The following is a 14,762-nucleotide window of genomic DNA, read 5'->3' as shown; positions in this document are numbered from 1 at the left end:
AAATGCTTTAAAAAATTCTTTGCTTCTTTTCTTCTTTGCGGGAGATAATCTGCAACGCCACTTTTCAGCTTTCACACTTCAGATTTCAGCCTTTCCAGCTTTCTAACTTAAGCTTTCATACTTCCTTCCCTGCTCCAAACCATCTTCCATTTCCAGCCTTTTTCTTCCAATAAAATAGGATGATAAGCTAAAGCGGCTTTGGCCGTGGGTGAATTAAAAAAACGTTGATCATCAGTTAAAATGGCTACCTGATCACCAGAAGAGTCAACTCGAAGCAAATCCATAACTGCCGAAGGTATATGACTGGAATAAGTTGGATCGCTTTCCATCAACTTCTTTTTCAAACTCCAATCAATTTCAAATTTCTCAGTTTCAACTTCCGGAGCAGGAACGGCTCTCTGCTTGCTTTGCTTCTGAACCCAAATTAAATAGGATCTTAAAAGAGATAGACCAGGATTTTGCAATTGACCGGGACGAAAGTCTTCTGGATTTATGGAAGATATCAGGTGCAATTGCTTTCTGGCTCTACTGATAGCCACATTGAGACGGTTTTCCGCTCCTGATTTACTCAATAAGCCAAAATTGGTCACTAATTTCCCTTCCCGATTGGGAGCATAACCCAAAGATAAGATCACCTGATCAAACTCATCCCCCTGTACATTTTCTATGTTACGAACTTTAATTCCTGCCTGCCTAAGCCCTTCTTTCCAAAGCTTTTCCCGAATCAAATCCATTTGAAAATAGTTGCCTGTCACTATCCCAATACTATCGCCTAAAGAATCTTTTTGAATTTGCCTAACTCTAGTCAAAACTGCATCAGCCTCCACTTGATTGACCTGATTTTCCCAAATCCCCTCTACCTTTTCCCAGAAAAAAGGAGTTTTACCGGATTGAATGGTTGCATAATCCGGAAGGGTTTCCAATTGACCCTCATAAAAATGGGTATTGGAAAAATGAATCAAGGCAGGATCAGCAGATCGATAGTGTCCCTTTAGCCTAGCACTTTCGAAGAAATTCCCGGCCAACTCCAACAATGACTCTGCCTCAAACTCTAAACCCTCCTCCTCACTTTCCCATTTGACCTGGTAGAAATCTGAAGGCCGCAACTGCTTACCATCACCTGCAATAACCACCTGCTTTCCGCGAAGCATGGCCGGTAAGCCCAATTCAACAGGACACTGGGAAGCTTCATCAAAGATCACCAAATCAAATTGATTCTTTAGAGGAAAAAGAGCAGATACAGTCTCCGGACTGGCCAACCAGCAGGGCAAAAGTTTAAAGACCTCCTCACCCAATTCCTGAACCAATTTTCGAATAGCCCAACGCTGCCTTTTTTTACTAATCTGATGCAAAAGCTCTCTATAAGTCACCCTGTTTCCAAGTCGGTTGTATTCCAAGTGCTGACTCATTTGCTCCCGTAACCTCAAAAGAGCCATATGTTGAGACAAGCTTCTTTTTTCCAAAATAGACTTTCGAAGCTCTTCCAGCTCTGACTCCATTTTCAGGGAACCTGCCTCTGCCAATACTGGAAATCTCCGTTCCAACTCTGCAATCCATGCTAAATACCAGCCATTCCAAAAAATATGAACTTGATCAGCAGTACTTTCTTCGGGAAACTCTTGCCAAAGTTCTAATCCTAAACTTTGATTATCCCAGCCTATCAAAAAGCGATCAAAAGCCACTAATTCGGTATAAACCGCATTCCAGTTCAATTCATTTTCCGGTATACAAGAAGAAAGTCCTTGCTCTAAAAGTGATTGAATCTGCGATTCACTTAGCCAGGTTTTCCAAAAAGTCCAAGAAGCACTTCCCTTCTCTAATACCTCTCTCCAAATTTTCAATTGCCCGAAAAGATCATTCGTTGGGTTCAAAAGAGAATGCCAATCACCCAATTCCTGCCAAGCGTTTATCCAATCCAAGGCAAGATTTAAGCAATGAATATCGAGTTCAGCATCTTCCGAAAAAGGAATAGCCAAGCTTTGAGGTATGGTTTGTTTTTCTTCATGAAGTTGGATTCTAATTTGAAGTTCCTCTTGAATATCCCGAAGAATGCCAGAACCTAATTTCAGCTCATTGCCCTTCAAGAGTTCAAATACCAAAGGGTACTTTGATTGGTTCAAATTGGCCCAAAGCTTTCCGAAAAATGATTGGGATTTAGAAAGCAAAACTTCTAATTCTACTTGATATTCCTGGGGATCAGCTTTCAATTCAAATTTCAATTGAGCCAATTGTTTTTTCTCTTCAATCAAGAAAAGTTGTTGTTTTCCAAGCTTTTTAACTTGCTCTTTCTCTAAAATCAGATGAGAATTCAATTTAATAGAACTCAACTGTTGCAAGGAATTATAGGCTCTGTGAAACTTCTGAAGCTGATTTTGAATTTGAGGCTCGGTGCTCACTTCTTTTTTTGCTAAACCAGAAGAATCCAACTCCAAAAGCTGTTTTCTAAAGCCCTCCACTTCCCAAATCGCCTGAGAAATACGAGGAAAATCAGCAGCTTGAACTTGGGCAAATGACTTTCTATCATTCCAAAAACTAGGCTCAAACCTTTCCTGGTAGCGTGCATAGATTTTAAAATCTTGTTCAAAAGTCTTTGCCTGTTCCTGATTGAGTTTTAAAAGGCTGTTAGATTTTAAGGCAGGTTTACCCAAATCTGCATTTAGATACATCGCCTTAATTGGCATACCTGCAACACTATTATCAAAAAGAGCCTGACGAAAATCCTCCAATTTATCAGAAAGTCTGGCTATGCTTCTGGAGTTTCTAGAGATTTCTCGTTCCAGATGAATGGCATCTATTCCTCTATTCTGCTCTTGATAGGATTCGATGGATTCGATCTGCTTTTTAATTTTTTCAAAAAGTAGATTTCGATCCCTCTGAAAATCATGCACCAAAGCCAAAAATTGGCCAAACCCAACTTTTGCCATACGCTCAAAAACCACATCCAGAGCAGCTCTCTTTTGAGACACTACCAAAACCTTCTTTCCCCGAGCAATAAAATCTGATACCAGATTGGAAATTAACTGGGATTTGCCAGTTCCAGGAGGCCCCTCTACTACCATACTCTTACCCTGCCGAACCTTCAGGAACACATTTTCCTGTGATGCATCCAAGGGAAAGATGGGAAACATCGCATCTTCTCTGGGAAAGGGACGATTTTCTGGTGCTTCAAAATGGGCTGAGAATAACTCTTCAAGATTCACATCCTGGCCTTCAGCATTCAGCTCCTCATAATCAGAAAAAAGGAAACTCCCTTTTTGGGCAAAAGGACCCAACACAGCATAGGGTTTTAAAGTAAGCTTTCCTTCCTGATACTGATTCTGATCCACTTGAATCTGAGAATTAGGAAAATTCTGAATCCGGTCTTCAAACAAATTGGATTGAACTTGAATAGAGAAATTACTTTGTACTATCTGATTGAGAGTAATTCTAAATTCAGTGGGATCAGCAGGTAAATTTTCCAATTGCTCATCAGAAAAATCATCCGGTAATCGCTGTTTGGTGGCATGCCTCCAAGCCAACAAAAAGGCCGGATTCCATCTCCAAGATTCCGAGGAATTCAATTTCCATTGAGAATCAATCCGCTCTAACCCAACTGGCTTGAGTATCAATGGAGCTCTCATTAATTGTCCATTGATCAACTTCCCCTCCACAAATAGCCATGCCAGATAAAGACTTTGCTCTCCGGTTTCTTCCTGTATTAATTGATCTCTAAAGGCCAAGCGGGAAAGACTTTTTGAAAGCCGATTGGAGCTGGCGGATCTCGGATCCAATTCTGGAATTAAAGAAACCTGCCTTTTGCCTTGTAGTAGCTTTCGAATCAATTCAAATGCTGGCGCTCCTGTTAAAAAATCAAAATCCTGCAAATCAATCATCCCAAATCCACTCAATCTTGGCATATACAGGGATCTGTTTTTAGTCGACAAATCCGTGAGCCGATTGAGATAAGTTTGAAAGATGGATTCGGGCATTTATTTAAAAGGCGAGTCTTTTTCTTTGGCCATTTGATTATACACAATTCCGTCCAGAATTCCCGGCATCCATTTATTCAGAAACACGGCCAATTTTCCCTGAAAAGTCAAAACCATATCCCTTTTTCTTTTCAATGTTGCCTTCAAAATATGTTGTGCTACCTCTTCCGAGGTCATCATTTTAGCTTCGTCACGGGGAGATTCTCCTTGAGAGGAACCATCAGCGGTCAAGGCAGTATTTCGGATATTGGAGGCTGTAAAACCTGGTGCGACGACGAGAACATGTACTCCTTTTTTCATCACCTCCGTACGAAGCGATTCAAAAAACCCATTCATCGCATATTTACTGGCAGTATAGGCTGTTCGGGCGGGAGTGCCTCGGTAACCATTGATGGAAGAAATCCCGATGATCGAGCCTTTGGATTTTAATATTGAAGGAAGGCAATATTTGGTAGCATAGACAGTCCCATAAAAGTTAGTGTCCATTACTTTTCTAAAAACCTCCATATCCAAGTCTTCAAACAAAGCTCTCATGGAAATCCCCGCATTATTGATCAAGATATCTATCCGTCCAAAGTGTTTGATTGTTTGTTCGGCCATGTGACGGTTATCCTCCTCCTTAGCAGCATCTGCCAAAATCGAATAAACCTGAATACCAGATTCCTTTAATTTTTGCTCAGTATTTTTCAGTTTCTCAGGATTGCGGCCAGTGATAGCAATTTTCGCCCCTTCCTTTCCAAAAATTTCGGCACATGCTTCACCGATTCCCGAGGTAGCTCCAGTAATGAGAACGACTTGATCTTTGAATTTCATGAATACGGTTTAATGGGATAAAGATAGGGAATGAGAAGCCTTTTGAAAATCAGAATATAAAATCATTCAATCTGATTACCTCAATCTTGCCACTTACCATAGTTTCTTAGCTTGAGCTACTGGAAGACCGATGACCGAAGACCGAAGCTTCCGTGACCTTGCCTGATTTTGGTTGTCACAATTCCGTCTACTTACTGGTAAGAAAGCGGAAATTCATATCATTCAATAATCAAAAGCAGGTGTCTTTGATCTGTCATTAAACAAATCAATCTTTTATTCTATAATTATTCTCTGAAAAACCTTCTCATCTTCAACATCCTCTGGTGTAACAGAAATATATGGACCATCTTTTAAAATAATGAAATCATAGCCTCCAAATTTGGGAATTGAATCCAAACCAAACTCACCTATTCGGTTTAAATTTTTATCATAAACAATCATGTATTTTTTATTGGTTTTTCCAGCTCCTTTACGATTGACTATTCTATTTAGCGACTCATCGTCATATTTTTTATAAACAACCCTCCAATAAAGCATTCGAAAAGGGTCATAATTAAAAGAAAAATAATAATCAGTACCATATTGATACTGAATCATCCTATCTGACTGAATATCCTTGAAGTCTATGAAAACCGGTGGATCAAGCTGATCACTCCTCATCAGAAAATATGGCTCCATTTCCTCAGTCTTCAGGTTTAACTTGTAGATAGAATCTGCCAAAGGAAAGCTGACAAGCATGAAATCGGGGTCTTCTGAGGGGGATATACTAGGAAGTATATGATCGGGATTACCCCAAAAATCACCGGTTTGATATAATTCAGGATACCCTAGCAAAGTCGTGTAATCACCCGATTTCAAATCCAATTTGATTAAAAGGTTATTTCTTTTGTATTGGCTTTTAAATGGATCTTGATCAGGAATGCACGGGATGTATAAATACCTCCCACGTTTAAAAATCCTCGATTTAGATGTTACCCAGGGAAGAACTGAATCTTCCCCTGGCATATTACTATCATTTTCTTTTAGTCTATATCTTTTTAAAACTTCACCTGAAGAGTCAGCCAAGCTTACCTGATAGCGATACCTATCAATCAAAAATATAGAATCGTAATCATGAAAATAAAAGTCAGTCACTCCACCAACTTCATTGGGCCCTCTTCCATCAAATTTTAATACTAAATCCACCTCAGGGTCATCCAATGAATTGACAAATAAGTAATTGGGGTCAGAATCAAAGTAATTCAAATGAATAAACAGAACCTCTCCATCCTCCCGAAAACTTAGCTGAGAGAGAATCGAAAATTCAGTGGATAAATTATTGATCGGAATTACCTTCTGACTATTAGAGTCAAGCTTAATGAGATTTACTTTTTTATATTTTTCGGAACAAGAAAAAATCAAAAGTGAGATGCAAAAAACAAACAATGACTTCATTCTACTATTTTTTAATAATAGGCCTAAATATATAATATTTTCGTTTACAGTTCCGTTTCTCACAGCCATCTTTTTTCCCTAATTTTGCGGCCATGTCGAGAAAAATGAAAAATAAGGTCATCACCAACCTATTGATCGAGCGGATTGCTTCCGAAGGGAAGTGCGTAGGGCATCATGAAGGAAAAGTGGTTTTTGTCAATCAGGTTGCTCCCGGAGATGTAGTGGATGTTCGAATTACCAGAGGAAAAAGCTCCTTCATGGAGGGTGAAGCAATTCATTTTCACGAGTATTCCAAGGACCGAATCGAGCCATTTTGCTCGCACTTTGGCACCTGCGGAGGTTGCAAATGGCAACATATCAATTACGATCTTCAGAAAAACTATAAAAGACAGCAGGTAGTTGACCAATTTCAACGCATCGCCAAAGTCCCTATTCCTGAAGTGCTTCCGATCTTAGGATCAGAAAAAACCAGGTACTATAGAAATAAGTTGGACTTTACTTTTTCCAACAAAAAATGGCTAACCCTAGAGCAGATCAGATCGGGAGAGGATTTTGACCGAAATGCCTTGGGCTTTCATATCCCAAAAATGTTTGATAAAATCATCGATATCGAACATTGCTACCTTCAGGGAAATATTTCCAATGATGTCAGAAATGAGTTAAGAGCTTTTGCTTTGGCCAACAAACTCAGCTTCTATGATATTCGTGAGCAAGTGGGCTTATTGAGAAATCTCATCATCCGTACCACCTCTACTAATCAATCCATGGTCATTGTGCAGTTTGGTGAAAATGATCCTGCCGGCATCGAGTTGGTGATGGAGTTTTTGAAGAATAAATTCCCGGAAATCACGTCTTTGCTTTATGTGATTAACACCAAAGGCAATGAAACCTTTCATGACCTGGATCTGGTTACCTATGCCGGTTTGCCGTATATCGAAGAGGAAATGGAAGGCTTAAAATTCCGAATCGGGCCTAAATCTTTTTATCAAACCAACTCAGAACAAGCTTACGAATTGTATAAAGTCGCACGGGATTTCGCCCAATTGAAAGGTGATGAAGTGGTGTTTGATCTTTATACGGGTACAGGCACTATCGCCAATTTTGTTGCTAAGCAAGCCAAGCAGGTAATCGGCGTTGAGTATGTAGCCGCGGCAATTGAAGATGCCAAGTTGAACTCAAAGATTAATGAAATAGAAAATACGCTTTTCTATGCCGGTGATATGAAGGATGTATTAAACGAAGAGTTTATCCAAAACCACGCTGCACCGGATGTCATTATTACTGATCCACCTAGGGCAGGCATGCATGAAGATGTAGTGAATATGCTTTTGAGATTAGAAGCTCCAAAAGTTGTCTATGTATCCTGCAATCCTGCTACTCAAGCCAGGGATATTGCTATGATGGGAGAAAAATACCAAGTGGAACGAATTCAACCTGTTGATATGTTCCCTCAAACCTATCACGTAGAAAATGTCGTACTCTTAACGCTCAAATCATGATATCTGATTTCAACGATCCAGAATTAAGCGGGAAATATCTAGGAACAATTACCTCAGATTTTGTAAAAATCTCTGATGTACTTAAAGAAGCCTCCTACCAAGTAAGGTCTAGAGGCTTTTCGGATTTCCCGATTTTTCCAATCTCCAAAGAGATGCAACCCATCGGTAAAATATTCTTGGGGAAAGTGGAGAAAAATCTAGACTGGAATTACTTCATCACCTATGTAGATGAATTTGTCCAACGAAAATTGATCGCTGAGGATGCGCTGGAAGAATTTAAAAAGGCCTACAAAGATCCAGATGAGTTTTGTTGCCTTTTTGTCATTGACGGAGCCTTTACCAGCTTCGTTTATGTACCTTATCCGGAAGAGTAGGTAGACAATTCAATCAAACCCTCCAAGCCCATCAAAATGCTTGGAGGGTTTATTTTTTTATAAAATTTCCCGCAGATTATCGCAGATTAAATTTTCCTAATTCTAAAAGTGCTTCCAGCCCTGAGCCTTTAACTGAACTGCAGTTCCACTTTTGGTAACCAAGAACTTCCCTTCTTCAGGCTTGGAAATATGTCCGATGAAATGGATATCCGGATGCTTTTCCAACTTTTTGAAATCCTTCTGATCTATTGTGAAAAGCAACTCATAATCCTCTCCCCCATTTAGTACGCAAGTAATTGGATCCAGATTTAGTTCAACAGCTGTATCGAAGGTTTGCTTATCGATCGGCAGTTTATCCTCATAGATAGTGGCTCCCACATTCGAAGCTTTGCAAATATGAAATATCTCTGAGGCCAAACCATCAGAAATATCCATCATAGATGTAGGTACCACATCCAATTCCCTCAACTCATGAATAATATCCATTCGTGCATCAGGCTTCAACTGTCGGCCTGTTACAATCGTATATTTTTCCAAATCCGGTTTCATATCTGGGTTGGCCAAGTAAACTTGTTTTTCCCTCTCCAGAATCTGAAGCCCAACCAGTGCTGCACCCAGATCTCCAGTTGCGCAAAGGATATCATTTACCTTCGCACCGTTTCTATAGCTAATTTGCTCCTTTTTAGCCTCTCCTATAGCTGTCACAGATATAACCAAGCCACTTCTTGAAGCAGTAGTATCTCCACCTATCAAATCTACCCCATAATGCTCACATGCTGCATGTATTCCGGAATATAGTGCATCTACAGCCTCAACAGAGAATCGATTGGAAAGAGCGATGGACACTGTGACTTGCTTTGGGATTGCATTCATCGCCGCAACATCAGAAATATTCACTGCTATAGCTTTGAACCCTACATGAGGCAGTGGAGCATAAGCTAGGTCAAAGTGAACACCCTCTAAAAGCAAATCAGTAGTGATTACTTTGACATGATCTCCAGCTTCAATTACTGCAGCATCATCTCCGATTCCTTTGAGTGAAGATGAGTTTTTGATGGCTACTTTTTCATTCAAATGATCAATGAGTCCAAACTCACCAATTTCGCTTATTTCTGTTCTCTTTTCTGACATTTCTTGGTATGTGATTCGTTGTTGAGTTATTAGTTATTGGTTATTAGAATTTTATGCCATGTTTAAAGCTCCAGATTGATACAAGAGTCAGGAAAACCTCGGGCTGGCAATACTACCTACTGCTTCTGCCTACTGCCTACTTTTCAGCTTTCTCACTTTAAACTTCAGCCTTTTTTCAGCTTTCTCAATTCAGATTTCTGACTTTCTTTTTCAGCTTTATGACTTCTGACTTCTGACTTTCTTTTTCAGCTTTCTCACTTCAGCTTTCAGACTTCCCACTACTGCCTACTTTCTTTCTTGGCACAATTCCACCAACACCCCATTCGTACTTCTGGGATGCAAAAATACAACTAATTTATTGTCGGCTCCCTCTTTGGGCGTTTCATTCAATATTTCGAACCCCTCTCCTTTTAATCTAGCCACTTCTTCATGGATATCTTCTACATCGAAAGCAATATGATGGACTCCAGGAGATTTTTTTTCCAAATATTTGGCGATGGCACTTTCTGGCCGGGTTGCCTGAAGCAACTCCACTTTGGTCTCTCCCACTTGGAAAAAGGAAGTTTCTACGGCCTCTCCCTCCACTACTTCTGTTTTAAAATGCTTTTTACCCAAGAGTTTTTCAAAAAGTAAATTGGATTCCTGAAGATCTGCCACAGCAATTCCTATATGTTCGATTTTCCTCATTTTTATTATTCGTATATTTGTATTTGAATCTTTTCAGCATGCAGCATGTTCTGCATCTGAGTTAATTTGAAGACGTAAAGTTATAAATATATGATCATCGTTTCTGACAAGGCCAAAGAGCGTATTTTGGAGTTGAAAAAAGAAGAAGGCCGAACTGAAAATGAAAACATCCGAGTTTCCGTCAAAGGCGGAGGCTGTTCAGGCCTTATGTATGATTTAGGCTTTGATGCAAAAACCGTGGATACAGACCATGTATTCGAGGATAAAGGCATCAAAATAATCGTAGATCGCAAAAGTTTATTGTACCTAGCTGGTACTACATTGGAATTTACAGATGGACTGAATGGAAAAGGATTTCAATTCATCAATCCCAATGCAAGCAGAACTTGTGGCTGCGGAGAGAGTTTCTCTGTCTGATTCTACAATTCTAGAATTTATCGACAAAAAAACATGCTAGGCAACCTCATCAGGTTGCCTTTCTTTTTGGGCTTAAACCTAGCCCATTTTAGACTTCATTCCTTACCTTTGCCCTCGTTAAAAAAAGAACCCAAATAATGGAAGATCAAATCAAAAAAATCCAACTGAATGACTTGCACATTGCCTTAGGAGGCAAAATGGTGCCTTTTGCTGGTTACAATATGCCTGTAAGATACAGTTCTGATAACGAAGAACACCTTTGTGTGAGAAATGGAGTTGGGGTATTTGATGTTTCCCATATGGGTGAATTTATGGTCGAAGGACCAGAGGCTTTGAATTTGATTCAAAAGGTCACTTCAAACGATGCTTCAAAATTAGTGGATGGGCAGGCTCAATATTCTTGCTTCCCGAACGAAAACGGAGGAATTGTAGATGATTTGATCGTCTACAAGTTTGCTGAAGAAAAATATATGCTTGTAGTCAATGCATCCAATATTGATAAAGATTGGGCTTGGGTAAATAAGCATAATACCATGGGAGCTCGATTGACTAATATTTCTGATCAAATCTCACTTTTTGCTGTTCAAGGTCCTAAAGCAATCGAGGCAGTTCAGTCTTTAACCCCAGTGAATCTTTCAGAGGTGAAATTTTACCATTTTACAGTTGGTGAATTTGCAGGAGTTCAAGATGTGATTATCTCCGGCACAGGATACACTGGAGCTGGTGGATTTGAAATTTATGTGAAAAACGAAGATGCTGAAAAAGTCTGGAATGCCATTTTTGAGGCGGGAAAAGACTTTGACATCAAACCCATAGGATTGGGAGCAAGGGATACTCTGAGAATGGAAATGGGTTATTGCCTGTATGGAAACGACATCAATGATGATACTTCCCCTCTCGAAGCGGGATTGGGTTGGATCACCAAGTTCACCAAGGATTTCATCAACTCAGAAGCGCTAAAAGCCCAGAAAGAAGCTGGTGTAGACAAAAAACTAGTAGGATTTGTCATGCAGGAAAGAGGAATTCCAAGAGGACATTATCCTATTGTAGATGAAGCCGGAAACACTATCGGTGAAGTAACCTCCGGAACTCAATCTCCATCTATGGGTGTGGGAATTGGTTTAGGCTATGTGAAAACAGAATTCAGCAAACCTGGAACAGAAATCTTCATACAGGTTAGAAATAAAAATCTGAAAGCTCAGGTTGAAAAACTACCCTTGTTGAAAGGATGAGAAACATTGAAGTCTGCTTCAGCCCAGAATTAATTCATTTGCATGATTTGCAGGGGAAAATCGTGGTGGTAGTCGATATTTTTCGGGCTACCTCCACGATGATTGCTGCTTTGGCAAATGGGATTGATGAAATCATGACTTTCGCTGACTTAGAAGCCTGCCGAGAAATGAGAGGCAAAGGTTATTTGATCGCAGCTGAAAGAAATGGGTTGAAAGTGGATGGCTTTGATTTAGGGAACTCCCCGGTAGCATTTTTGAAGGATGATTATTCCGGGCAAAAGTTGGCAATGACTACCACCAACGGTACTTTGGCAATATCGAAATCCAATCAGGCTGATGAGATATTGATTGGAGCTTTTCCGAACCTATATGCTACAGTAGCCTATATCCAGCAGCAGAAAAAGGATGTTTTGGTCCATTGTGCGGGCTGGAAAGGCCGATTTAATCTGGAAGATTCTTTATATGCGGGAGCATTAGTCAAATCCTTGGAAAGCACTCATGCTGCTGAAGAAGATGGTGCATTAGCGATGAAATCACTTTTTGAAAAGGAAGGACATCAACTTTCAGCTTATTTAAGCAAGGCATCTCATGCCAAAAGACTTCAAAATCACGGAATAGAAGCAGATATTGATTTTTGTCTAACCTTGGATCTATATGATTTGGTGGCGAAGGTAGAGAATGAGAAGGTGAAACCAATTTCCTTTTAAAACTTCAAGTTCTTTTATTTCAGATAAGTAAAGGCTATTTTCAAAAATTGACGTAGCATCCTCTTTACAATTCTAGAAAATGAAAACCTTCAACTACAAAAAGAGAAATTTTTTTTCAGGCCCTCACCTATTGGGATTGATTTTGCTATTGGTGGGAATTTTTGTTTTGGTCAGCCCGACTTTTTTAGAAAGTGGAAGTTCCTTGGAAAAAGTCATCACAGTGGGACTAGTAACTCTTACCATTGGACTCATCATTTTTTCATCCTACAGTGGGGTCTTGCTTGATTTTTCAAAAAACAGGTATAAAAACTACTTTTCCATTGTGGGCTTTCGATTTGGAGAATGGAGCCTATTGCCTCAAATATCCAAGATTGAAGTACTTCCCTACAGCTTTAAAAGTCAAAATGTGCCCAATGGAATTAGCCCTACACTTTCAGGAACAGTAAATTCTTTTAAGGTAATTTTATATTCCAAATCCTCTCAGCATGTTTTTTCTTTTGATTATTCCAACTTGAATAAGGCGGTCAAAAAAGCGAATCAAATTGCCAGTGATTCTAACTCTGACTTAATTATTCCGTCAATTCAATGAATTGGTTTTTTTGAGGAATAATGGAGACTATATCTTTGGAATAAGTGTCTTTTCCCCAAACAAAGATTTCCCCAATCATCCCCTTTCCTTCAGAACTTTTCAAAATTGCTGGTATTTTCAGGATTCCATTTAAACCGGCAAATGATGAAGAACCTATTGGCCTTTGCACTGATCATTCTACTTTTTTCCTGTCAGCAAGAGAAAAAACTTCCAAGGATTGCTATAGCAGGTTTAGCTATTGAATCCAGCACCTTTTCACCAGCCAGATCCACCGCAGAATCATTCAAAGCACGAATCGGAGATGATATTTTCAATTACTACCCTTTCTTAGCAGATAGCAGCACCAATCGCAGCCGAGCCGAATGGTTTCCAACATTAAGAGGACATGCAATTCCAGGAGGTATGGTCACCCGGGAAGCTTATGATTCTTTGGTGAATTTAACATTGGACATGCTAAGAGAAAATCTACCCTACGACGGATTGTTTTTTGATATTCATGGCGCCATGAGTGTAGAAGGGATAGATGATCCGGAAGGGGATTTTATTCTGAAAGTTAGAGAGGTAGTTGGGTACGAGACGCTCATCTCCACCTCCATGGACTTGCATGGCAATGTGTCAATGCGATTGGCAGAAAACTCAGATTTGATTACCTGCTATAGAATGGCTCCACATGAGGATGCTTTGGAATCAAAGCAACGTGCTGTAGAAAATTTGCTAGAACGGTTAGAGTCAGGGAAAGGCAAACCAGCATACAAAGCTTGGATTCCTGTTCCGATTTTATTGCCCGGAGAAAAAACCAGCACTCGCATAGACCCCGGCAAATCTTTATACGCGAAGGTGGACCCGATCACACAAGAAAAAGGGGTCATTGACGCAGCCATTTGGATAGGTTATGCTTGGGCAGACGAACCCAGAAATCATGCTGTGGTGATGGTGACAGGAGATGATAAAAACCAAGTGAAAGAAAGTGCCGAATTCCTCGCCAACAGTTTTTGGGCAGTAAGAAATGAATTTGAGTTTGTCGCTCCAGTTGCTTATTTGGATGAGAGCTTGGAAATGGCACTAAAAAGCGAAAAGAAGCCATTTGTCATTTCGGACATGGGAGATAATCCTACAGCTGGAGGAGCCGGAGATGTAACTTGGACCTTGAATGAGTTACTGAAAAGACCTGAGTTCAAAAGTGAATCCGGACCCGAACTTATCTATGCTTCTATTCCAGGACCTGATTTGGTTGCTAAAGCCAAAGAAGTTGGAATTGGAAATCAAGTGGAAGGTTATGCCGGTGCGATGGTTGATGACAGATTTGCTCCACCACTATTATTGAAAGGTAAAGTTTTAGCCATCAAGGAGGGAGACTCTGATGCCAAGACAGAAGTGGTGGTTCAGATAGGGTCAATCAAAGTGATTGTCACTGAAAAACGGAAACCCTATCACCATGTCAAAGACTTTACTGATTTGAATCTGGATCCGGAAAACACGGATATTTTGGTAGTGAAAATTGGGTATTTGGTACCGGAACTCTATGACTTAAGAGGAGACTGGATTATGGCTTTGACTCCGGGAGGGGTAGATCAAGATCTGGGAAGATTAGGCTATCAGCGAATCAATCGACCGATGTTCCCCTTAGACAAGGATATGGCTGATCCGGATTTATCTGTGAGATGGGTAAAGGAATCTGGGAAGTAAAACTGAAATATTTAGGATTAAAAATACTTGGGGCTTAGATCTACCTTGTTCTTTTGTACAGGGTTCAGAGTTCATTTTCCCGCCTCTATGCTCTTTCAAAAGGAAAGAAATTTCTTTTCCCTCTTTAAAAAGGGCTTTGTAATTCATTTCAGACTTCTGATTTTAGCCTTTCATACTTCTATTTTCAGATTTCTGATTTTAGCTTTCAGATTTATAACTTTAGAT

General features: G+C 39.9%; 12 protein-coding genes. 7 read left to right on the top strand and 5 right to left on the bottom strand.

Features of this window, described 5'->3' with window-relative positions:
• Positions 1-107: 107 nt before the first annotated feature.
• The 3 genes from GYM62_RS04330 to GYM62_RS04320 all read right to left on the bottom strand — a co-directional run bounded on the left by GYM62_RS04330 (position 108) and on the right by GYM62_RS04320 (position 6,215).
• Positions 108-3,896 carry an AAA domain-containing protein gene (locus GYM62_RS04330; RefSeq protein ID WP_219958465.1) on the bottom strand — a complete coding sequence of 1,263 codons (3,789 nt, stop codon included), beginning with the start codon at positions 3,894-3,896 and terminating at the stop codon, positions 108-110.
• Positions 3,897-3,968: 72 nt separating this feature from the next.
• The gene (locus tag GYM62_RS04325) at positions 3,969-4,781 is read right to left on the bottom strand and encodes an SDR family oxidoreductase (RefSeq protein ID WP_219958464.1); all 813 of its coding nucleotides are present in this window, start codon (positions 4,779-4,781) and stop codon (positions 3,969-3,971) included.
• A 273-nt stretch (positions 4,782-5,054) separates the two neighbouring features.
• On the bottom strand, positions 5,055-6,215 hold the full coding sequence (locus tag GYM62_RS04320; protein WP_219958463.1) for a DUF4221 family protein: 1,161 nt from the start codon (positions 6,213-6,215) through the stop codon (positions 5,055-5,057).
• 92 nt (positions 6,216-6,307) lie between these two features.
• On the opposite strand from GYM62_RS04320, the gene rlmD reads away from it, so the two are divergent.
• Both rlmD and GYM62_RS04310 read left to right on the top strand, forming a co-directional pair.
• Positions 6,308-7,714, top strand: coding sequence for a 23S rRNA (uracil(1939)-C(5))-methyltransferase RlmD (rlmD, locus tag GYM62_RS04315; protein WP_219958462.1), 1,407 nt, complete (start codon positions 6,308-6,310; stop codon positions 7,712-7,714).
• Positions 7,711-8,088, top strand: coding sequence for a hypothetical protein (locus GYM62_RS04310; protein ID WP_219958461.1), 378 nt, complete (start codon positions 7,711-7,713; stop codon positions 8,086-8,088). The genes rlmD and GYM62_RS04310 overlap by 4 nt, the downstream gene beginning before the upstream one ends.
• 102 nt (positions 8,089-8,190) lie before the next feature.
• On the opposite strand, the gene thiL is transcribed toward GYM62_RS04310, so the two are convergent.
• Positions 8,191-9,219: a thiamine-phosphate kinase gene (thiL, locus tag GYM62_RS04305; protein ID WP_219958460.1), complete on the bottom strand. Its 1,029-nt coding sequence runs from the start codon at positions 9,217-9,219 to the stop codon at positions 8,191-8,193.
• 285 nt (positions 9,220-9,504) lie between these two features.
• Positions 9,505-9,906: a methylmalonyl-CoA epimerase gene (gene mce, locus GYM62_RS04300; protein WP_219958459.1), complete on the bottom strand. Its 402-nt coding sequence runs from the start codon at positions 9,904-9,906 to the stop codon at positions 9,505-9,507.
• Positions 9,907-9,996: 90 nt separating this feature from the next.
• Between mce and GYM62_RS04295 the strand changes: the two genes are divergently transcribed.
• From GYM62_RS04295 to GYM62_RS04275, 5 genes are all read left to right on the top strand, one after another.
• Positions 9,997-10,323: an iron-sulfur cluster assembly accessory protein gene (locus GYM62_RS04295; RefSeq protein ID WP_091654361.1), complete on the top strand. Its 327-nt coding sequence runs from the start codon at positions 9,997-9,999 to the stop codon at positions 10,321-10,323.
• A gap of 137 nt (positions 10,324-10,460) precedes the next feature.
• Entirely contained in the window at positions 10,461-11,555 is a 1,095-nt protein-coding gene (gene gcvT / locus GYM62_RS04290) for a glycine cleavage system aminomethyltransferase GcvT (protein WP_219958458.1), read from the top strand.
• Positions 11,552-12,262, top strand: a complete 711-nt coding sequence (locus GYM62_RS04285) for a 2-phosphosulfolactate phosphatase (RefSeq protein WP_219958457.1) — start codon at positions 11,552-11,554, stop codon at positions 12,260-12,262. Before gcvT ends, GYM62_RS04285 begins: the two co-directional genes overlap by 4 nt.
• Before the next feature lie 79 nt (positions 12,263-12,341).
• Positions 12,342-12,851: a hypothetical protein gene (locus GYM62_RS04280; RefSeq protein ID WP_219958456.1), complete on the top strand. Its 510-nt coding sequence runs from the start codon at positions 12,342-12,344 to the stop codon at positions 12,849-12,851.
• Between the two features lie 144 nt (positions 12,852-12,995).
• Positions 12,996-14,537 carry a M81 family metallopeptidase gene (locus GYM62_RS04275; protein ID WP_219959402.1) on the top strand — a complete coding sequence of 514 codons (1,542 nt, stop codon included), beginning with the start codon at positions 12,996-12,998 and terminating at the stop codon, positions 14,535-14,537.
• Positions 14,538-14,762: the final 225 nt, after the last annotated feature.

The organism is Algoriphagus sp. NBT04N3 (assembly GCF_019443765.1).
In the GTDB taxonomy this organism is placed as follows: Bacteria; Bacteroidota; Bacteroidia; order Cytophagales; family Cyclobacteriaceae; genus Algoriphagus; species Algoriphagus ornithinivorans.
The sequence above is the reverse complement of the archived record's forward strand: the minus strand, read 5'-3'. Positions and strand labels throughout refer to the sequence as shown.

What these genes read in the sequence shown, in the direction of transcription:
- GYM62_RS04330 (WP_219958465.1), bottom strand. Translation starts at nt 3,896, where the DNA reads ATGCCAAGATTGAGTGGATTTGGGATGATTGATTTGCAGGATTTTGAT.
- GYM62_RS04325 (WP_219958464.1), bottom strand. Translation starts at nt 4,781, where the DNA reads ATGAAATTCAAAGATCAAGTCGTTCTCATTACTGGAGCTACCTCGGGA.
- GYM62_RS04320 (WP_219958463.1), bottom strand. Translation starts at nt 6,215, where the DNA reads ATGAAGTCATTGTTTGTTTTTTGCATCTCACTTTTGATTTTTTCTTGT.
- rlmD (WP_219958462.1), top strand. Translation starts at nt 6,308, where the DNA reads ATGTCGAGAAAAATGAAAAATAAGGTCATCACCAACCTATTGATCGAG.
- GYM62_RS04310 (WP_219958461.1), top strand. Translation starts at nt 7,711, where the DNA reads ATGATATCTGATTTCAACGATCCAGAATTAAGCGGGAAATATCTAGGA.
- thiL (WP_219958460.1), bottom strand. Translation starts at nt 9,219, where the DNA reads ATGTCAGAAAAGAGAACAGAAATAAGCGAAATTGGTGAGTTTGGACTC.
- mce (WP_219958459.1), bottom strand. Translation starts at nt 9,906, where the DNA reads ATGAGGAAAATCGAACATATAGGAATTGCTGTGGCAGATCTTCAGGAA.
- GYM62_RS04295 (WP_091654361.1), top strand. Translation starts at nt 9,997, where the DNA reads ATGATCATCGTTTCTGACAAGGCCAAAGAGCGTATTTTGGAGTTGAAA.
- gcvT (WP_219958458.1), top strand. Translation starts at nt 10,461, where the DNA reads ATGGAAGATCAAATCAAAAAAATCCAACTGAATGACTTGCACATTGCC.
- GYM62_RS04285 (WP_219958457.1), top strand. Translation starts at nt 11,552, where the DNA reads ATGAGAAACATTGAAGTCTGCTTCAGCCCAGAATTAATTCATTTGCAT.
- GYM62_RS04280 (WP_219958456.1), top strand. Translation starts at nt 12,342, where the DNA reads ATGAAAACCTTCAACTACAAAAAGAGAAATTTTTTTTCAGGCCCTCAC.
- GYM62_RS04275 (WP_219959402.1), top strand. Translation starts at nt 12,996, where the DNA reads ATGAAGAACCTATTGGCCTTTGCACTGATCATTCTACTTTTTTCCTGT.